The 20046-nt window shown below is 52.4% G+C and carries 19 protein-coding genes and 5 pseudogenes; 9 read left to right on the top strand and 15 right to left on the bottom strand.

From position 1 onward, the window contains the following. Positions 1 to 40 precede the first annotated feature (40 nt). Positions 41 to 298, bottom strand: a pseudogene (locus MN084_RS17435) (transposase); the annotation flags it as partial. Here MN084_RS17435 and MN084_RS17430 point away from each other — a divergent pair. Further along, the gene (locus tag MN084_RS17430; RefSeq protein ID WP_241085586.1) at positions 224 to 574 is read left to right on the top strand and encodes a pentapeptide repeat-containing protein; all 351 of its coding nucleotides are present in this window, start codon (positions 224 to 226) and stop codon (positions 572 to 574) included. The pseudogene MN084_RS17435 and the gene MN084_RS17430 sit on opposite strands and share 75 nt — an antisense overlap. 175 nt (positions 575 to 749) lie before the next feature. Here MN084_RS17430 and MN084_RS17425 read toward each other — a convergent pair whose 3' ends face one another. The 13 genes and pseudogenes from MN084_RS17425 to typA all read right to left on the bottom strand — a co-directional run bounded on the left by MN084_RS17425 (position 750) and on the right by typA (position 10873). Then, a complete protein-coding gene (locus tag MN084_RS17425; RefSeq protein ID WP_241085588.1) occupies positions 750 to 1292 on the bottom strand; it encodes a hypothetical protein in 543 nt (180 codons plus the stop codon). After that, on the bottom strand, positions 1270 to 1719 hold the full coding sequence (locus MN084_RS17420; protein WP_241085589.1) for a hypothetical protein: 450 nt from the start codon (positions 1717 to 1719) through the stop codon (positions 1270 to 1272). The genes MN084_RS17425 and MN084_RS17420 overlap by 23 nt, the downstream gene beginning before the upstream one ends. Then, positions 1662 to 2287 (bottom strand): annotated as a pseudogene (locus MN084_RS20040) (DUF255 domain-containing protein). The gene MN084_RS17420 and the pseudogene MN084_RS20040 overlap by 58 nt, the downstream one beginning before the upstream one ends. A gap of 457 nt (positions 2288 to 2744) precedes the next feature. After that, the gene (tatC, locus tag MN084_RS17410) at positions 2745 to 3875 is read right to left on the bottom strand and encodes a twin-arginine translocase subunit TatC (RefSeq protein WP_241085591.1); all 1131 of its coding nucleotides are present in this window, start codon (positions 3873 to 3875) and stop codon (positions 2745 to 2747) included. Then, positions 3868 to 4269 carry a Sec-independent protein translocase protein TatB gene (tatB, locus tag MN084_RS17405; RefSeq protein WP_241085592.1) on the bottom strand — a complete coding sequence of 134 codons (402 nt, stop codon included), beginning with the start codon at positions 4267 to 4269 and terminating at the stop codon, positions 3868 to 3870. Before tatB ends, tatC begins: the two co-directional genes overlap by 8 nt. 44 nt (positions 4270 to 4313) lie before the next feature. Further along, complete coding sequence (gene tatA, locus MN084_RS17400; protein ID WP_241085593.1) at positions 4314 to 4577, bottom strand: Sec-independent protein translocase subunit TatA; 264 nt, start codon at positions 4575 to 4577, stop codon at positions 4314 to 4316. Between the two features lie 255 nt (positions 4578 to 4832). Next, the gene (locus MN084_RS17395) at positions 4833 to 5147 is read right to left on the bottom strand and encodes a phosphoribosyl-ATP diphosphatase (RefSeq protein WP_241085594.1); all 315 of its coding nucleotides are present in this window, start codon (positions 5145 to 5147) and stop codon (positions 4833 to 4835) included. Further along, positions 5144 to 5914, bottom strand: a complete 771-nt coding sequence (hisF, locus tag MN084_RS17390) for an imidazole glycerol phosphate synthase subunit HisF (RefSeq protein ID WP_241085595.1) — start codon at positions 5912 to 5914, stop codon at positions 5144 to 5146. Before hisF ends, MN084_RS17395 begins: the two co-directional genes overlap by 4 nt. Positions 5915 to 6014: 100 nt before the next feature. Beyond that, positions 6015 to 6761, bottom strand: a complete 747-nt coding sequence (hisA, locus tag MN084_RS17385) for a 1-(5-phosphoribosyl)-5-[(5-phosphoribosylamino)methylideneamino]imidazole-4-carboxamide isomerase (protein WP_241085596.1) — start codon at positions 6759 to 6761, stop codon at positions 6015 to 6017. A gap of 191 nt (positions 6762 to 6952) precedes the next feature. Then, positions 6953 to 7594 carry an imidazole glycerol phosphate synthase subunit HisH gene (gene hisH / locus MN084_RS17380; protein WP_241085597.1) on the bottom strand — a complete coding sequence of 214 codons (642 nt, stop codon included), beginning with the start codon at positions 7592 to 7594 and terminating at the stop codon, positions 6953 to 6955. 18 nt (positions 7595 to 7612) lie between these two features. Further along, the gene (gene hisB, locus MN084_RS17375) at positions 7613 to 8203 is read right to left on the bottom strand and encodes an imidazoleglycerol-phosphate dehydratase HisB (RefSeq protein ID WP_241085598.1); all 591 of its coding nucleotides are present in this window, start codon (positions 8201 to 8203) and stop codon (positions 7613 to 7615) included. A 123-nt stretch (positions 8204 to 8326) separates the two neighbouring features. Further along, a pseudogene (gene dtd / locus MN084_RS17370) lies at positions 8327 to 8751 on the bottom strand (D-aminoacyl-tRNA deacylase). Between the two features lie 307 nt (positions 8752 to 9058). After that, on the bottom strand, positions 9059 to 10873 hold the full coding sequence (typA, locus tag MN084_RS17365) for a translational GTPase TypA (RefSeq protein ID WP_241085599.1): 1815 nt from the start codon (positions 10871 to 10873) through the stop codon (positions 9059 to 9061). A gap of 549 nt (positions 10874 to 11422) precedes the next feature. Here typA and MN084_RS17360 point away from each other — a divergent pair. Beyond that, positions 11423 to 12067 carry a TIGR04211 family SH3 domain-containing protein gene (locus MN084_RS17360; protein WP_241085600.1) on the top strand — a complete coding sequence of 215 codons (645 nt, stop codon included), beginning with the start codon at positions 11423 to 11425 and terminating at the stop codon, positions 12065 to 12067. A 174-nt stretch (positions 12068 to 12241) separates the two neighbouring features. Here the strand turns inward: MN084_RS17360 and ilvD are convergent, their stop codons facing one another. Then, entirely contained in the window at positions 12242 to 14092 is a 1851-nt protein-coding gene (gene ilvD, locus MN084_RS17355) for a dihydroxy-acid dehydratase (RefSeq protein WP_241085601.1), read from the bottom strand. A 242-nt stretch (positions 14093 to 14334) separates the two neighbouring features. Between ilvD and MN084_RS17350 the strand changes: the two are divergent. The 7 genes and pseudogenes from MN084_RS17350 to moaB all read left to right on the top strand — a co-directional run bounded on the left by MN084_RS17350 (position 14335) and on the right by moaB (position 20007). Further along, positions 14335 to 15560, top strand: a pseudogene (locus MN084_RS17350) (IS256 family transposase). Between the two features lie 149 nt (positions 15561 to 15709). Then, entirely contained in the window at positions 15710 to 16288 is a 579-nt protein-coding gene (locus tag MN084_RS17345) for a TetR/AcrR family transcriptional regulator (protein WP_241085602.1), read from the top strand. A 99-nt stretch (positions 16289 to 16387) separates the two neighbouring features. Continuing rightward, positions 16388 to 17520: pseudogene (argE, locus tag MN084_RS17340) on the top strand (acetylornithine deacetylase). Positions 17521 to 17657: 137 nt separating this feature from the next. Continuing rightward, positions 17658 to 17960 carry a transposase gene (locus MN084_RS17335; RefSeq protein WP_241085603.1) on the top strand — a complete coding sequence of 101 codons (303 nt, stop codon included), beginning with the start codon at positions 17658 to 17660 and terminating at the stop codon, positions 17958 to 17960. Positions 17961 to 18090: 130 nt separating this feature from the next. Then, positions 18091 to 18324: a hypothetical protein gene (locus MN084_RS17330; RefSeq protein WP_241085604.1), complete on the top strand. Its 234-nt coding sequence runs from the start codon at positions 18091 to 18093 to the stop codon at positions 18322 to 18324. Between the two features lie 131 nt (positions 18325 to 18455). Next, positions 18456 to 19388, top strand: coding sequence for a carbohydrate kinase family protein (locus MN084_RS17325; RefSeq protein ID WP_241085605.1), 933 nt, complete (start codon positions 18456 to 18458; stop codon positions 19386 to 19388). 100 nt (positions 19389 to 19488) lie between these two features. Further along, on the top strand, positions 19489 to 20007 hold the full coding sequence (gene moaB / locus MN084_RS17320) for a molybdenum cofactor biosynthesis protein B (protein ID WP_241085606.1): 519 nt from the start codon (positions 19489 to 19491) through the stop codon (positions 20005 to 20007). Positions 20008 to 20046 lie beyond the last annotated feature (39 nt).

Here is a 20046-nt window from a genome sequence, read left to right as displayed (position 1 = left end):
TATTCAGTGCTGGTTTCCAATGACGGATCGGCATTGTTCACTTTTTCGATGCGGCCTGGATTGCCAGATAGATGACCTTCTTCACCGAATCATCGGTTGGAAACAACTTCTGCTTTTTGATCGCTTTGCGAATGATGCTGTTCAGCGATTCAATGGCGTTGGTCGTGCAGATCATTTTTCGTCTGTCCTCCGGGTAGTTGAACAGCGTGTTGAGATTCTGCCGATGGGCACACCAGGAGTGGCTGATCCGGGGGTATTTGTTGTCCCATCGGTCAGAGAATTTATCCAGCGAGATCAGTTCAATCAGCAGCGCGAGGCAGACCAGCACTGCGACTTAAGAGGCTGCGATCTGCGGGGCCTGTGCTTAAGAAAGCTGGATGCCAAAGGCCTGGATCTGAGTGACTCCTATTTACGCCAGGCTGATCTGCGGGGTGTCGATTTCTCGCTCACCTGCCTGAAAGGCGCTAGCGTCAATGGTGCAAAAATCTCAGGCACCTACTTTCCATCGGAACTCAGTGCTGAAGAGATCACCCTCTCCCTACTGCACGGCACGCGCATGAGGTATAGCAAATAGCGTCCTCTTCAACCGGGGTTATTTTTTCGCCCATAATTGATCAACGCATTCGCATGGGTTGCATACCAAATAGGCTGCTCTTTGGCTTTGGAGTAGCTCAACTGTAAAGCCGATCCGGCTTTCGCCTTCAACTCGTCGTCGCCCAGCACAAATGTCAGTTCAATAAGCTGGGCTGCTAAGGGCCGTCTGATATCACTTTCTCGGTGGCGATACCGGGAATCAGCAGATCATCGCTGCTCTGCCAGCCCTGCTTGTGATAGAAACGCGTCCAGGAGTCCTTGACCAGACGACGCGCCAAACCAAGATCTTCTTTAGAGCCAGAGAGTCCGGCCCAGGCATGGAGCCCGGCGGCGACATAGACATAATCCTCCAATGCAGCGTTACCCAGGGCGCCTTTTTCCCCATTAGCCCGCAGCAGGTGCTCACCATCCCACAAGCGGGTAACCAGATAGTCACGTAGTCGCTTGGCAGCCTCCCGGTAACGGCTATCCCTCAACTCCCTTGCACCATCCACCAGCGCAGAAAGAAACAGACCATTCCAGGCCGCGAGCTGTTTTCCATCCCGCGGGTGATTCCGTGGCGCTCGTGCGGCCAGCAGTTTATCCCTTACCCGCTGCTCCATTGAAGCCAGTGACTCTCCATGCTCTTCAGACAGTGATTTCAGGGCACTCTCATTCACCGGCAGATCACCACCATCAGAGGCAGCATTCTCTCCCAACCCCCAACCCCCAACGCTGAAGAGCAAATGAGCGTTCATCTTGATCCAGAGTGCTTTGTAACTGTGATTGACTCCAGAGATAACCACCACCTTCCACTCCCTGGGGATCCACTGCCGAGAGGCTGGCAATATACCCTCCCTCGTCACCGGCCAGAACCTTCAGGGTGAAATCAAGTGTATCTCTGGCAACATCCAGATAGTCCGGCCTATCCAACACCTTTGCCGCCTGGATAAAAAGCTGGCTGAGCTGAGCCTGGGTATAGAGCATTTTTTCAAAATGCGGCACCTGCCAGCCTGGATCGATGGTACAGCGGAAGAACCCGCCGGCCAGGTGATCACGCAGCCCCTGACTGGCCATCTGATCAAGCGTTAGCTCTGCAAGCTCCCGCAGTCTGTCATCTCCTCCCTTCGCAGAAGAACAGACCATTGAGGCGCCATTGGAAAACGGCTTTGACGCCCAAAACCACCCTCCATGCTATCGCCTAACGCAAGCGCCATTGTGATCAGTCCCACCCGTACATCTTTTGTATCGATAGTTTGCTTTGGTTCTACCGTCTGCTTGGCAAGCAACTCCATGGCAACTTTCTGCGCAGTCGCTTTCAAGCTTTCCGAGCGCTCCGACCATGCACTATTCAGCCTGACCAGTAGTCCTCTGAATGGCTCGGCAGATGAGTATGTCAGCCCGATAAGTGGATAGCCTTCCGGCGTCAGGAATACATTAAGCGGCCAACCGGCACTGCCTGGGTACGTTGTACAAAGTCGATCAGATGGGCATCCAGCGCGGGCTGCAGTTCACGGTCGACCTTTACCGGGATAAAGTGAGCATTCAACAAAGCCGCAACTTGCGGATTCTGATAACTCTCGCGCTGCATCACATGGCACCAGTGACAGGCGAAGTATCCACTGGAGATGTAGAGCAGCTTATTCTCCTTTCGCGCCTTCGCCAATGCCTCTTTTCCCCACACCTGCCACTGCACAGGATCCTTGCCATGCATCGCCAGATAGGGTGATGGATGATCTCCCAGCTGATTGCTCAGGGTCGCTTGTACAGAGGAAGAGAGCAGCAGTAGAAGCGCCGTGAAGATCATCCTTATCATGAGGTTATCCTGTTGATTGATATCTGATCCGGGGAGATTTAAAAAGGGGCGCGGAGATAATAAAGAGGCCGCAGAGGAGTGCTTTGCCTCTATCTTGCGATTTCCGCACCCACGCAAATTTTTATGGATGAACAATAACTATGGACCCCGGACAAGATAAAAGGTTGCGGGCCAATGGTGGTTAGTGAAATGCTGGGGAAAACGCTGGGTTAATTCTGATCGCAGCAAAGCCCTTAGAGTTCCAGCGAAAGGTGCTCATACCCGGGAGGAGTGAAATTGGGGGTAGTTTAGTGCCTGGTAAGCAGGTGGTGCATCGAGCTTGGCTGTAGGTAACCGAACTTCCCGCATGGCCCACTTAGGGGCCGGGGACCTCTTCTTCATCCAGCTGGACCAGGATATTACGCGCCACGTTGACCTGATCCGCATCGCCATCAGCCAGTACTTCGTAGAGCAGTTCCCGCGCGCCGGCCTCATTGCCCTGATTCCTGAAAGCCTGAATCTGCTGTAGCTTCTGCTCAACTGAATCGGCTGCCAGGCCGTCACCAGCCACGCTCTCCTGCTCATTGAGGTCGTCATCATCATCGTCCTCGATCAGATCCAGCTCAGCATCCAGCTCTTCTTCTGTCAGCGGAACAAAACGATCCGGATCGGTGGGATCATCAACCCCGTCATCAAGATTGAGCTCACCGTCAAATGACGGAGCATCTGTAGAGGCTGCATCGCTCTCACTCCCCGTAGCGCTCTCCTCTTTTTCACGCTTTATCTTATTGCGCAGTATGATGCGTGAGAAGAAGACACCAAACTCGAACAGGATCCACATCGGCAACGCTAGCAGCGTTTGTGAAATCACATCGGGCGGGGTCAGTAGCATGCCGACGCAGAAGGCACCGACGATGATGTATGGGCGTTTTTCCACTAGCTTGTCGGGCGTAGTCATACCCATCGACACAACAATAATGGTGGCAATGGGTATTTCGAAGGCCAAACCAAAGGCAAAGAACAGGCTCAGGACAAAATCGAGGTATTTGGCGATATCCGTCGCCATCACCACCCCATCCGGCGTGGTGCCCGCCATGAAGGCAAACACCAGCGGAAAAACCACGTAATAGGCAAACACCACACCGACATAGAAGAGCAGGACACTGGATGCCACCAGGGGCATTATCAGGCGCTTTTCATGCTTGTATAATCCAGGCGCTATAAACATCCACAGCTGATAGAGGATAAACGGCATGCCGAGAAAAACAGCAGCCATCAGGGTCAGTTTAAAGGGGGTCAGAAAGGGCGATGCCACCTCGGTGGCGATCATGGTGGAGCCTTCAGGCAGATGCGCCATCAGGGGGGTTGCCACCATGACATAGATATCGTTGTTGAACGGGAACAGGCATAAAAAGATCACACCCACGGCAATCATGGCCCGTAACAGGCGATCCCGCAGTTCGATCAGATGGCTAACGAACGGCTGTTCCTTGAGACCCTCAATCACCGTTTTGCTCTTTGCCTTTGCTATCCTTGTCCCCAGAGAGTGTTTCCGTGGAATCGCCGAATTGCGGGTAAGATTCGGCGCTGGAGCCGAACGTCTTCTCTGCGTCACTCATGGTTGCATCCGTGTCGTTACGCAGATCCCTCATCGTATCGGTGGTCTCTTCGATCACCTCTTCCAGGGGGTTAAGCTGTTTTTTCTGCTTTTCAAGAATCTCTTTCAGCTCTTCGGACTTCATCTCTTTATCGATTTCCGACTTCACCGACTGCAGCATGCTGCGCCCTTTACCCAACCACTTTCCGGCCGTGTAGGCAACCTTCGGCATGCGCTCGGGACCCACAACCAGCAGGACCACGATGCCTATGATCATCAATTCCCAGAAACCGATATCGAACATAATGAAATTAAGCTACATCAATCGTCAGATAAGTATTTGAAGAATCAGTTTTTATTTTTATCTTTATCTTCGCTGCTGACCGACTCTTCCTTGTTGGTCACTTCACCTTCAATGACATCTTCCTCATCGGCCTTTTCCAGGCGCGCCTTATCCGCTTCCTTCTTGCCATCTTTTACAGCGCCTTTGAAACCCTTAATGGCACCGCCAAGATCGGACCCGATATTCTTCAGTCGTTTAGTACCAAATAGCAGCAGTACAATCACCAGAACAATCAATAACTGCCAGATACCGATTCCACCAAAACCCATAATTTTCTCCAGATCAAAACACGGAACCCAACATGCTCAACCGCAGGGTCCGCTGTAATTTTAGTTTTCAAGCAGGCTTCCAGCCCACTGCAAAGCGCCGATAATACCCGAAAACGGGCTTCTGCGCAGGGTTTTATCCACTCTACCGCTAATGCTGCTTACTCAGGCTCAAAACCCCTGTTATCCCAGCGCAGAGCTGGGTCCAGAGCCGGTGATGGCGGGCGCCCTTCCCTGGATTAAGGATTTATTGAGAACTTACTCTCTACCCGCCTTCTCTTCCAGGCCGGAAAGGCCGAACCGGCGATCCAGCTCATCCAGCACATCCTGAGGCTTCAATCCCTGCTGAGCGAGCAGCACCATGGAATGAAACCAGAGATCCGCCGTCTCGTAAACAATCTTTTCTGCATCTCCATCCTTGGCCGCCATCACCGTTTCGGTTGCCTCTTCACCTATTTTCTTGAGGATAGCATCCAGACCTTTACTATAAAGCCCGGCAACATAGGAGGAGTCAGGATCTGCCGTTTTCCGCTGTTCCAGGACTTCAGCCAATCGATTCAACACATCACTCACAATCTAACCTCCACCCCACGCTCTGCCATATACTGCTTGGCTTCACCTATGGTGTATTCGGCAAAGTGGAAAATACTGGCCGCCAGCACCGCATCCGCACCGCCCTCGACAACACCATCCACCAAGTGTTGCAGATTGCCTACTCCACCAGAAGCGATGACCGGTACCGAGACTGCCTCGCAGATAGCGTGAGTCAGCGGGATATTAAAGCCGATTTTGGTACCATCCCGGTCCATACTGGTAAGCAGAATCTCACCAGCGCCATATTCCACCATCTTTCTGGCCCACTCCACGGCGTCGAGCCCGGTGGGTTTACGGCCGCCGTGGGTAAAAATCTCCCACTTTAACGGTTCCCCTTCGCCACTCACCTGTTTGGCATCGATAGCGACCACTATGCACTGGGAGCCAAAGCGGCTGGTTGCCTCTTTGACAAACTCCGGATTGAACACGGCGGCGGTATTGATCGCCACTTTGTCCGCACCGGCATTGAGCATCCGCCTGACATCGTCGGTGGTGCGTATACCACCACCGACCGTCAGCGGAATAAACACCTCACTGGCAACCTGCTCCACCACATGAACCATGGTCTCCCGGTCATCCGAGCTGGCAGTGATATCAAGAAAAGTGATCTCATCCGCCCCCTCTTCATTGTAGCGGCGCGCTACCTCAACCGGGTTACCTGCATCGCGTATATCGACAAACTGGACACCCTTGACCACACGACCGGCATCCACATCAAGACAGGGAATAATTCGTTTAGCTAACATTTTTGCAGTTCCTCGGCATAACCAAAGAAATCCTATAAGCAGTTACACATTTTTGAGGCGCTGGATTCGGGAAACGAGACACAGGTTAATAGCCTGCCCACTACCCCTCCTTGCCCTTGAGCTCGTCCGCCAGTTTCTGCCCTTCAGCAAAATCCAGTGTACCTTCGTAAATCGCACGACCGGTAATCGCACCCATGATGTTATTGGTTTCCGCCTTGCACAGAGCCGCTATATCGCCAATATCGGTGATGCCACCAGAAGCCACTATCGGAATAGTGATCGCATTTGCCAAGGCAGCGGTGGCTTCGACATTGGGCCCAGTCAGCATGCCATCACGGCCAATATCGGTATAGACGATTGCCGAGACGCCATCCTGCTCAAAACGCCGGGAGAGTTCAGTCACCTCATGATCGGTCACCGTAGCCCAGCCATCGATGGCCACCATCCCATCCTTTGCATCCAGCCCGACGATCACATGTCCCGGAAACGCACCGCAGGCACGGGCGACGAATTCCGGCTCCTTCACCGCCTGGGTACCGATAATCACGAAAGTCACACCGGCATCAAGATAGGCCTGTATGGTCTGCTCATCCCGAATACCCCCCCCTACCTGAATCGGCAGATCCGGATAAGCGGCAGCAATGGCCCTGATCACCTCACCATTCACCGGCTCACCGGCAAAAGCACCGTTCAGATCCACCAGATGCAGACGGCAGGCGCCCGCAGCCACCCAGCGTCCGGCAATCTCAACCGGGTCGTCTGAGAATATTGTTTCATCATCCATACGCCCCTGGCGTAACCGAACACAACGGCCGTCTTTCAGATCAATGGCGGGTATCAATAACATGATTTCAAACCTTTCTTTACATGTAAATCTATCGGGTTCTTTTCAACTGATTATGACCACTAACACCTCTCGTTCCCACGCAGAGCGTGGGAACCAGGGAGTTTTAGAAATCACACCAAATATAGTCATTATCAAGTTGAGAGCGTACTAGTGTCCATCCATAAGCAACTCAGAGACCTGATCAATAATAATCATACATCCCAATTAACAAAATTTCGCAGCAACCGGAGTCCTGCATCTGCACTTTTCTCCGGATGAAACTGGGTAGCAAACAGATTATCCCTGGCGATGACACTGGTAAAACGGGTGGCATAGTCCGTTATACCGGCAACCAGCGCTTTGTCATCCGGTTCGATATAGTAACTGTGAACAAAATAGAACCGGCTATTATCTGCAATACCGTCCCACAGTGGATGTGACTGAGCCTGAGCAACACGGTTCCAGCCCATGTGGGGAACCTTCATACGCTGGCCATGCTCATCCCTGACATCGGGAAAATGGTGCACTTTTCCAGGGAAAAGTCCCAGAAGGTCTGTCCCGCCATTCTCATCACTGAACTCCATCAACACCTGTAACCCCATGCAGATACCCAAAAATGGTTTGCTATGGGCCGCATCCAGCACGGCACGGTTAAGATTGTGGTCGGAAATGGCCGCCATGCAGTCCCGTGCAGCCCCTTGTCCGGGAAAGACCACACGGTCCGCATTCAGGATCAGCTCAGGGTCATCGGTGACCAATACCCGATCACCCGGGGCGGAGACATGCTCGATCGCCTTGGAGACCGAGCGCAGGTTGCCCATACCATAATCAATGACTGCAATGGTTTTTGACATATTCTCACTCAGAAAAAATCAGAGACTACCCTTGGTGGAAGGCAACATGCCCTGCATCCTGGCATCAGGCTCCAGAGCCATGCGCAGGGCACGGCCAAAAGCCTTGAACAGGGTTTCAGCGATATGATGCGCGTTGCGCCCCCGCAGACTATCCATGTGCAGGGTGACACCGGCATGATTGACGAAGCCTTGAAAGAATTCGTAGAAAAGTTCGGTATCGAAGCCACCGATAGTTGCTCTGGGAAAATCGACGCGAAACTCCAGGCTCGGCCGGCCTGAAAAATCGATAACCACCCTTGAGAGCGCCTCATCCAGCGGGACATAAGCGTGCCCGTAACGGCGGATACCTTTTTTGTCGCCCACCGCCTGACTCATCGTCTGCCCAATGGCTATCCCGATATCTTCAGCCGTGTGATGACCATCAATATGCAGATCACCTTTGGCTGCAATCTCCAGGTCAACCAATCCATGACGGGCAACCTGATCAAGCATGTGCTCGAGAAAAGGCATGCCGGTATCCAGCCTGGACTCACCTGTCCCATCCAGATTCAATTTAACCTTGATCTGTGTCTCCAGGGTATTGCGCTCTATCTCTGCTGTACGCTGCATGGGTCGGATTCCGCCCTCAGTTTGTGTGAAAAACGCTACTTTATTAGAAAAACCGGATAATTGCAGGCCTGACTTTTTTCAGACGTCTGACAGCCTGCCGGACTTAACATGGCAGACTCTCACTCATACCTGGAGCCAGAAAGTAACCGGTCCATTATTGACCAGGCTTACCTGCATATCGGCACCGAAAACACCGGTCTCAACATCGGAATAAGCCGTTGCTGCCTGCTGGTAAATATAGGCAAACAGATGTTGTGCCAGATCGGGAGGCGCCGCAGTGGAAAAGCCCGGCCGGGTCCCCTTCCGGGTGTCTGCAGCTAGGGTGAACTGGGGAACCAGAAGCAGCCCACCCCCTGTATCAGACAGGCTCAGATTCATTTTTCATCTGTATCAGAAAACACACGATAGCCAAGCAGACGGTCAGCCACCGACTCCCGGTCCTCGGGCTCTACTCCAACCAGAACCAGCAGGCCATGGCCTATCTCTCCGACACACTGTCCATCAACCTGAACCTGAGCACTTGAAACCCGCTGTAATAAACCAATCACATCTCCATTCAAGGGGTAAACCCTAATGCCAGTTCAGAATAATCTTATACATCTTAGCGAATAGTCTTATAAAACCCCTCTTATTTTTGTGAGATCATAGTGCTGTCGTCAACCAAGGATGCTCACTTAAGGAAGATTGTTCAGAATTTCAGCACGGATGAATTCCAAGGACCGGGTGCTCATTGGCCAACCAAGCTAGGCGATATAACCCCAACAGTATGGATGCTGTTGGGGTTTTCTTTTATGGGAAGCATAAATCAACTTACCTGCATTTCTCACTCAAGGACGAAATGCAGGTAACGGGTCATCAAATAGCCGCTCTCGCTGCCCGCTTACGTTCGATCTCTGTCAGATAACGTTTGCGGATACGGATCGCCGAAGGGGTGATTTCCACCAGCTCATCCTCTTCGATAAACTCCAGAGCCTGCTCCAGGGAGAATTTCACCGGCGGGGTAAGCGCAATAGCATCATCCTTGCCGGAGGCACGGACGTTGGTCAGCTGTTTACCCTTCAAAGGATTGACCACAAGATCATTATCCCGGGCATGAATGCCCACTAACTGCCCTTCATAGACCTCATCACCAGGCGATGCGAACATCTTGCCCCGCTCCTGCAGGTTGAACAGGGCAAAACCGGCTACCTTGCCCTGGCCATTGGATATCAGCACACCATTTTTACGGGGTGCGATGCCACCGTGCTGAGCTGGGCCATAGTGATCGAATACGTGATACATCAAGCCGGTTCCCGATGTGGTGGTCATAAACTCTGTCTGGAAACCGATCAGGCCACGTGAGGGAATAATATAATCGAGACGCACCCGGCCCTCACCATCCGGCACCATATCTTTCAGCTCCCCTTTGCGGCCGCCTAAAGCCTCCATCAAAGCACCTTGGTGCTGCTCTTCCACGTCGACTGTGAGCTGTTCGTAAGGTTCATAAACCTCACCATCAACTTTCCGGAAAATGACCTCAGGCCGGGATACAGCCATTTCAAAGCCCTCCCGGCGCATCGATTCTAGCAATACGGAGAGATGCAGTTCACCACGCCCCGAAACTTTAAACTTCTCAGGATCCGTACCCTCCTCTACCCGCAAGGCCACGTTGTGGATCAGCTCCCTTTCCAGCCGCTCCTTGAGTTGACGTGAGGTCAGATATTTGCCCTCTCTGCCGGCAAAGGGGGACGCGTTGACCTGGAAGGTCATGGAGACGGTAGGCTCATCCACACTGAGCGGAGGCATCGCCTCAATCGTCTCCGGGTCACATAAGGTATCTGATACATTGGGTGTCTCTATACCGGTAATGGCAATAATGTCACCGGCCCTTGCTAGCGCCACCTCATTACGCTCAAGCCCCATATAACCGTAAACCAGACACACCTTGGCCTTATGCTGCTCACCGTCGTATTTGGAGACGATAATCTGCTGATTCGGCTTTACCGTACCACGGGTAATACGACCTACGGCAATAGCACCCACATAGCTGTTGTAGTCCAGATTCGATATCTGCATCTGGAAAGGACCGTCAGGGTCGACATCCGGTGACGGACAGTGCTTAACAATCGCTTCGAACAGAGGCGTCATATCCCCCTCCCGCACATCATCTTCCAGCCCGGAATAACCGTTGATGGCTGAGGCGTAGACAATAGGGAAGTCGAGCTGCTCATCCGTGGCACCCAAGCGGTCAAACAGTTCAAAAACCTGATCGATTGCCCAGTCAGTGCGGGCGCCGGGTTTGTCAATTTTGTTTACTACCACAATCGGGCGCAGACCATGATTGAACGCCTTTTGGGTAACAAAGCGGGTCTGGGGCATGGGCCCTTCCTGGGCATCCACCAACAGCAGCACCGAATCCACCATGGAGAGCACGCGCTCCACCTCCCCACCAAAATCAGCATGTCCCGGTGTATCCACGATATTGAACCGGCAGTCACCCCAATTGATAGCGGTATTCTTGGAGAGGATGGTTATGCCCCGCTCCCTCTCCTGATCATTGGAATCCATCACCCGCTCGACTTCGCCGAAGCGCTCTCCCAGGGTTCCCGACTGCTTGAGCAGTTCATCCACCAGTGTGGTCTTGCCATGGTCAACATGGGCGATAATAGCGATATTACGTAGCTGCTTCATTGCGGGAGAGTGGTCCAGGGTATCTTACGAAAGGCGCGCATTATAACGAATAAACCAGCGCAAGCATCTATCTATTGAAAATAGTTTTCCTTAGGAGGCGAAGAGAATCAAACCCGACAGAAAGAAACAATGTGTTAGCATCCATTAGTCATGTAATTTATGTAACTAAACAGACATCCACTTGTCACAAAAGCCATTTATCAGGTTACTCACAACTTCTGTGGATAACTTTGTGGAAAAAGCTGGAAAAACCACCCCAGCCCCCCTGAACCATGCCTCCGCCTTTGGATTGTCGTTTTTTCATACAATTAAATTAACTCTTTAGATTCAATAAGTTAATTATTTTCCAGTTTTTCAGCAGGTTAATATTGACAAGACCATGCCGATTGATATAGCAGCCATTCAGTGTGTGCATAACGCCAAGTAAATACGGTAAATATCAGCAATTATGATCTTCAGCTTGAACAGGAGGCCCACTATCTGGAAGAATGCTCTCAATATCTATCTTCCAGCCCCGAGGTCCGCGTGAAAAGAGTCGCATTAGCTATTGTGCTGTTGGCAAGCTTATCCTGTCTGCATGCCGAGCCCCGTTATGTAACCGACCAGTTCAAAGTCACACTCAGATCCGGTGAAAGCCCGACCCACAAGATCATGCGGATGCTGCCGAGCGGCTATGAACTTGATCTCCTGAGCAGTAACCGTGAAACCGGCTACTCTCATGTACGCATACCCAGTGGGAAAACTGGATATGTCCTCACCCGCCAGCTCATGCCGGTCCCAAGCGCCAGAGAACGCCTGACAGCGGCGGCAAAGAGACTGGATGAGTTGCAGCAGGAGCCCGGCCTGCTGACCGCAAGACTGGCTAAGCTCCAGGGAGAGCATAAGAAGCTGACAAAACAGCATAAAAATCTGCAAAAAGTAAGACTCAACCTGGAACAAGAACTCCAGGGCATCCGCCGCACCGCTTCCAACGCCATGCGTATCTCCAATGAACGCAATGACCTGCGGAAGCAGGTGGCCTCGCTGACCCGTGAGACGGCTGATCTAAAACAGGAGAACAGGGAGCTCAGCAATGACAACAATCAGCGTTGGTTCCTGATTGGAGCAGGGGTGATTATTGGCGGCATCGTGCTCGGGTTGATACTCCCCCACCTCCGTGTTCGGCGGAGCAAGAGCTCCTGGGGTTCGCTTTAATAGTGGAGCATGCGGCTCATTAGTGTCCGTCAAGAAGCCCATAAATCATCACGAAGCTCACGAAGAAAAACAATAAATCTACCAGGCGTTTTCTTCGCGCTCTTCGTGGTAAAAGAGTGCTCCTGGATCGGTGCTAACTTCAGATAACACCCTTGAAGAAGTGTCACCATCTAATTACCGTTTAAGCTGAGAAAGATCCCTCACCGCCCCACGAGCGGCACTGGTAGTCAGGGCGGCATAGGCCTGTAACGCCTGAGAGACTACACGTTCGCGGTTTTCAGGCAACCATGCCTTATCGCCTTTCGCTTCCATGGCTTTACGCCGGTCATCCAGAGCTTCATCACTCAGATCAACCCCGATCTTACGATTGGGTATATCAATCTGAATCAGATCACCCTCCTCCACCAGGCCAATATTCCCGCCTTCCGCCGCCTCGGGCGAACAGTGGCCGATAGAGAGGCCCGAAGTACCACCGGAGAAGCGGCCATCGGTGATAAGTGCGCATGCCTTGCCCAGCCCCTTTGATTTTAGATAGCTGGTGGGATAGAGCATCTCCTGCATACCCGGTCCGCCCTTGGGACCTTCGTAACGGATCAGCACCACATCATCGGCGTTGACGCGATCATCCAGAATGGCCTCTACCGCCTTATCCTGGCTCTCGAAGATACGGGCCGGGCCGTTGAATGTCAGATTGGACTCATCAACACCGGCTGTTTTGACGATACAGCCCTGTTCAGCCAGATTACCGTAAAGCACCGCCAGCCCCCCATCTTTGCTATAAGCATGCTCCAGATCTCTGATGCAGCCACCGGCACGGTCAATATCCAGATCAGGCCAGAGGCAGTTCTGACTGAAAGCCTCCTGGGTCGGCACACCACCCGGTCCGGCCAAATAACGGTTTTTTGCTGTCTCACTACTGTTTATAGCGACATCCCACAACTCAATTGCCCGGCCCAGGGTTTCGCTATGAATGGAACCCGCCTGCTGATGAATCAAACCAGCGCGGGCCAGCTCGCCGAGAATCCCGATAACCCCCCCGGCACGATGTACATCTTCCATATGATACTGCTGGGTGGAAGGCGCCACTTTGCACAGATTGGGAACCTTGCGGGAGAGGCGGTCGATATCGGCCATTGTGAAATCAACTTCCGCCTCATGGGCCGCCGCCAGCAGGTGCAACACCGTGTTGGTGGATCCACCCATGGCGATATCCAGACAGATTGCATTCTCGAACGCTTCAAAACTTGCCACACTGCGCGGCAGCACCGAGGCATCATTCTGTTCGTAATAGCGCTTTGTGATATCAACAATCAGACGCCCCGCTTCTAGGAACAACTCCCGGCGATCGGCGTGGGTAGCCAGCAGAGAGCCGTTTCCCGGCAGGCTCAGACCCAGAGCCTCGGTAAGACAGTTCATTGAATTGGCGGTAAACATACCGGAGCAGGAGCCACAGGTCGGGCAGGCAGAACGCTCTATAACATCAACATCTTCGTCGGATTCATTGGGGTCGGCAGCAGAGATCATGGCATCCACCAGATCCAGCTTTAGTTCTTTACCATGGAGAGAAGTCTTGCCTGACTCCATGGGGCCGCCGGATACGAAAACAACCGGGATATTGAGCCGCAAGGCAGCCATTAGCATCCCCGGAGTGATTTTGTCACAGTTGGAGATACAGACCATGGCATCGGCGCAATGGGCATTGACCATATACTCCACCGAGTCGGCGATGATATCTCTGGAAGGCAGCGAATAGAGCATTCCACCATGCCCCATTGCAATACCGTCATCAACGGCGATGGTATTGAACTCCTTGGCCACACCGTCTGCCTGCTCAATCTCCCGCGCCACCATCTGCCCAATATCCTTGAGATGAACATGCCCGGGAACAAATTGGGTAAAGGAGTTGACCACGGCGATAATGGGTTTGTCGAAATCCCCATCTTTCATACCTGTAGCACGCCAAAGGGCACGGGCACCCGCCATGTTGCGGCCATGAGTGGTAGTGCGGGAACGGTATTCGGGCATAATCTTCTCCGGAAATCTTGGCAGGTCAACTTTCGCACTGAGTCTGCAGGTCAAAACAGTATGGGGCAATTATCCACAATTTGTTCGCTCCAGACACCCCTTAATCAGTTAGTGAGGCATATGACTAGGAGTTATAACTGAAAGTGTTGTTTGAAAGGAATTGAAAAAAAGCGGGGTATCTGGTTGATTTGTTGTTGCGAGACATCAAAACAACCATTGGAGATACGCCACCATGAGTAAGAATAACGTTAGTTAAGCTGGCAGGTCGAGATACGATTATCGATCCGCTGACAGAGTTGCCGAGAAGCGGTGCAGAGCAGTTGATCTACTAGGCGGTGGAGGAGCTGTTGGCGGAGCACGTCGAGCGACGGACAGAGGATGGCAAGACGGGTGTGGTGCGTAATGGTCACCTGCCAGCTCGTAAACTGCAGAGAGGATTGGGGCCGGTCACGGTCAAGATCCCCAAAATACGAGCGAAGACCGGCGAGCCGGTGACGTTCCGATCAGCTCTGGTGCCGCCGTATGTACGCAAGACGAAGTCACTGGAAGCGGCACTACCGTGGCTCTACCTGAAGAGGATTTCCAGTGGAGAGATGGGTGAAGCCCTGAAAGTGCTGGTGGTTCCGGGTGCAACAGGCTTGTCGGCGGGCAGGGTATCGCGTCTGAAGCAGGTCTGGGCAGAAGAATATCGGAGCGGGTGCGAGGAGCGCCTGGATAAGGGCCATTGGGTGTATGGTGGGCAGACGGTGTCTACAGCGGACAGAGAGCAGAGCAGACGAAGCTGTGTGCCCTGGTGGTGATCGGCGTGAATGAGCGTGGTGAGAAGCATTTTCTGGCAATTGAGGATGGTGTACGGGAGTCCACACAGAGCTGGCGGGAGGTGCTGTTGAAACTGAAGTCACGCGGACTGACCCCGCCAAAATTGGCGATCGGTGACGGTGCCATGGGATTCTGGGCTGCGCTGGAGGAAGTGTATCCGGAGACGCGCCAGCAGCGCTGCTGGATGCACAAAACCATGAACGTGCTGAACTGCCTGCCAAGGTCAGCTCAGCCGAAAGCGAAGCAGGCACTGCACAACATCTGGCAGGCGGAGACCCAGGCCGATGCGGAAAAGGCCTTTGATCTGTTTATCAAAACGTATGAGCCAAAGTATCCGAAGGCTGCCATCTGTCTGCACAAAGACCGAGAGGAACTGATGGCTTTCTATCAATTTCCTGCGCAGCATTGGCAGAGTATTCGGACCAGCAATCCGATTGAATCCACCTTCGGGACAATCCGCCATCGAACCAAGCGTTCCAAGGGCTGCCTATCGCGTGATGGCATGCTACACATGATGTTCAAACTCGGCCTGTGTGCCGAGAAGGCGTGGAGACGATTACGGGGTTTCGATTACCTGGCGAAGGTGATAACCGGAATCAAATTTAAAGAGGGTGTTGAGGTAGCAGGAGTCGATCAGGTCGCCGCTTGATTCAACTGGCTAAACACCAGATTTGACTATAACTCTATGACTAGTCAGTTCCCGGTATGACGAGCAGCACCGGCACTTCGTCAAATAAATATAAAGTGAATTTTAGGACTATAATCCAATAACCCTTCGTTCAAAATATTCGGTTCGCCATGCCCAGCAAAAGTGAAAGAACCCGGCAATCCATTATCGATGCAGCCAACCAGCTCTTTTATCGTAAAGGCTACAATCGCAGCTCATTTACCGATGTAGTGGATGAGACAGGCATACCCCGGGGAAACATCTACTACTACTTCAAGACCAAGGACGAGATGCTGGAGGCCGTGATAAACCATCGCTTGGCAACGATCACTACCATGCTTTCCGAGTGGGATAACACGATTCCGCAACCCCTTGACCGGCTGGAGCGCTTTATCCAAATCATGTATGACAGCACCCCGGCACTACTCCGTTCGGGCTGTCCCATGGGTTCACTCAATATAGAGCTGGCGAAAGACCAGCCGGAGTTGAAACAGATAGTCCACAGACTGTTCGATATTTTCCAGCAGTGGCTGGCAAAACAGTTTTCCATGATGGGTTATCCGGATGAAGCACGAGAACTCTCCCTGCAACTAATGGCCAGGGGCCAGGGCATTATCGTCGTTGCACAGGCTTATCAGGACCCGGGATTTCTGGAGGATGGAACAAAAGAGATCAATCGCTGGCTTGAAGAGCTGGAACGATATGCATAGAAGCTTCGGGAAACAGCCGACACTGAGTTATCTGAGATTCAATGAGGGCGTTTCAACAAAAGAGTTGCACTAGCCGAGGCATGACGACAGAATCTTTTCATGCCGACACCCAAACTCCTCTCTATGATCGAACAGCTGATTGCAGCTCCTTCGGTCAGCAGCATCAATCCTCACTGGGACCAAACCAATAAAGCGGTAATCGATCTCCTCTCCAGCTGGCTGGAAACACTGGGATTTCGTGTTGAGATCCTACCTGTGCCGGGAATCCCGGGAAATCCAACCTGATCGCCAGTGCCGGTACAGGCCCCGAGGGGCTAGTTCTCTCGGGACATACCGATACCGTCCCTTTCGATGGCGATCAGTGGAAAACCGATCCCTTCAAACTGACTGAACGGAATAATCGCATCTATGGATTGGGCACCTCGGACATGAAAGCGTTTTTCGCTTTGGCTATCGAAGCGATTCGTGGAGTAGACCTGAAGCAACTGAAACACCCTCTTATCCTCCTCGCCACAGCAGATGAAGAGAGCACCATGTGCGGCGCACAATCACTGGTGGACGCCAACCGTCGGATGGGTCGGCATGCATTGATTGGGGAACCTACAGGACTACGCCCGGTGCGAATGCACAAAGGCATCTCCATGGAGACCATACGTCTGAAAGGCCGTTCGGGGCACTCCAGCATCCGGCACTGGGGATCAGCGCTCTGGAAGGGATGCATCAGGTTATCAGTGAACTCCTCACCTGGAGGAGTGAACTTCAGGAACAATACCGGAACCCGCTGTTTGAGGTAGAAGTGCTCACCCTGAATCTTGGTCATATCCATGGCGGCGACAACCCCAACCGTATCTGCGCCGAATGCGAACTGCAGATAGATATCCGCCCGTTGCCCGGCATGGAACTGGAGCAGCTACGAGGAGAGCTCTCTCTGCGATTGGAGGAGAGGCTCAAGGGCACGGGTCTGGCGCTGGAGATGACCTGGCATTCCAGCCATGGAGACGCCGGCCACTGCAGAGATCGTACAGACCAGTGAAGCACTGACAAATCACACCGCAGAATCCGTAGCCTTCGGCACCGAAGCACCCTACCTGAGGCAGCTGGGTATGGAGAGCATTATTCTCGGACCCGGTGATATTGATCAGGCCCACCAACCCGACGAATATCTTGGTCTGGAACGGATAGAGCCTATGGTGAATATCCTGCGCCAGTTGATCAGGCACTTTTGCATCTAGTTTTTTTTGGGAGGTAGAGTTTTTTATTTTGTAAGCTCTCAATAATCCGCGCAGGAGGATATGGAGATGCCATTTTACAGCGTAGCCATTACTCTCCCTAGATAACATATGGCAACCGCAATGTAACACCTGCTTGAATGCCATGTCTGGAGAACCAGCCTTTATTCATCTCCAGTGCTCGCAAGGGACAGATTGTAGATGCCGCTATCGTTCCAGTACCCAGGCAACGTAATACGCGAGAGGAAAATAGGCAGATCAAAGCCGGGGACAGCCCTGAGGCATGGGGTGATAACAAACGCCGCCAGAAGGATGTTGAAGCCCACTGGACCATGAAGCATGGCAAAACCCACTATGGGTACAAAAACCACATCAGCATAGACCGGAAGCACAAGGTCATTCGCAAGTATGCCATCACATCAGCTGAAGTTCATGGTAGCTAGGTCTTCGAGGAACGGCTGGATGAGAACAACAGTAATGGCAGTGTCTGGGCCGATTCTGCTTACGGCAGTATAAAATGGGAGGCCGCATTACCGCAGTCAGATTCATCGCAAGTCGACACGCAAACGCCCCTTGAATGAACGGGAGCAAGAGGCAGGCCGAAAACGATCAAGAGTTGAGCACGTGTTTGCCCAGCAGGCCAATCAACTAGTGCGTAGCATCGGCCAAGGTAGGGTCGGTGTGAAGATGGGTATGATGAATTTGGTGTACAACATGCGTCGATTGGTGTGGCTCTGGCCGGTTAAAGCGAGGTATGGATATGGATGTTGCCAAAAAAACGAGTGTGAAGATACCGGGCTTCCCTGATTTACTAGAGATCTATTGGCCTTTGTTGGGTTTTTAGAGGTGCTCTGTACTGGGATTCAGGGGGGCACGCTTACGGCCTGCCTCTGCTTTAGTGTAGTATCGGCAATTTCCTTTCTACCACAGGGGACGGCATGTCGGCGCTGATTTGCGGCTCAATCGCTTTTGATACCATCATGGTTTTTCATGACCAGTTTAAAAACCACATACTGCCGGAGCAGGTCCACATACTGAATGTCTCTTTTCTGGTGTCTGATTTACGCCGGGAATTTGGCGGCTGCGCCGGAAATATAGCCTACAATCTGGGACTCCTCGGTGGAGAAGGGAAGCCGATGGGCACCGTGGGCAGTGATTTTGCGCCTTATGCTGAGTGGATGGATCGGGTTGGTATCAGCCAGGATCATGTTCGTTTCATTGATGGCAGCTACACGGCCCAAGCCTATATCACCACCGACCAGGACGACAATCAGATCACGGCATTTCACCCGGGGGCAATGAACAGTGCCCATGAGGTGAAAGTGAGCGAATGCACAGACTGTACCATTGGAATAGTCTCACCGGACGGGCGTCAGGGGATGATTGAGCATGCGGAACAGTTTGCTGAAACAGGGACCCCGTTCATCTTTGACCCCGGTCAGGGCATGCCGATGTTCGATGGGGATAACCTGTTAAAATTTGTCGATCAGGCTACCTGGCTGGCGTTCAATGACTATGAAGCCAAATTGATGCAGGAACGAACTGGACTGTCACCTGAACAGATGGCCCAGCGTGCGGAGGCCGTGATTATTACCCGGGGTGGAGAAGGCTCCAGTATCTATACTCGCGACAAGGTTTATGAGATACCGGTTGCATCAGCTTTATCCCTGGAAGATCCTACGGGTTGTGGGGATGCCTACCGGTCCGGACTGTTGTATGGTCTGATGAACGATATGGATTGGGATACTACAGGTCGTGTTGCTGCCCTGATGGGTGCGATCAAAATCGAGCATGCGGGTACCCAGAATCACAAATTTTCCCGGGATGTGTTCGATGTCCGCTTCAAGCAGACTTTCGGATATGCCCTGTAAATAATGGCTTTGACTCTTAATTTTGCTGGGGTGAGAGATGAGCTGAAAATCGCTTTTCTCGCTCTTTAAGGTCACTACTGAAATTGAATGGGAAAATACCATGACAGGACATTATAGCGACGGTGGTTTTGTGCCCCTGAATATTACGGTGCTTACGATCTCTGATACCCGGACCGAAGAGACTGACAAGTCCGGAAAAATTTTTAAAGAGCGGGCAGAAGAGGGTGGTCACAGAGTGGTGGAAAAAGCCATCGTCAAGGATGACATCTATCAGATGCGCGCTATTTTTTCGCGCTGGATAGCCGATCCGAATGTGCACGTCATACTCAGTACCGGCGGTACGGGAATAACCGGCAGGGACAGCACCCCTGAGGCTGTTGGACCTTTATTGGAAAAGCCCATTGAAGGTTTTGGAGAGCTATTTCGTTCCGTCTCTCTGGAAGAGATCGGAGCATCTTCCATCCAAACCCGTGCGCTTGCCGGCCTGACCAACCATACGCTGATTTTCTGCATGCCGGGTTCCACGGGTGCCTGCCGTACCGGCTGGGATAAGATTTTGCAGCAGCAGTTGGATCATCGAACCCGGCCCTGCAACTTTGCACAGATGTTTCTGGCTTAGTGTGCCCGGTATTTTTGTTGTAACAAATTTAATGCAGTA

Source organism: Candidatus Vondammii sp. HM_W22 (assembly GCF_022530855.2).
Classification (GTDB): domain Bacteria; phylum Pseudomonadota; class Gammaproteobacteria; order Chromatiales; family Chromatiaceae; genus Vondammii.
This window is presented reverse-complemented; position numbering and strand designations above follow the sequence as displayed.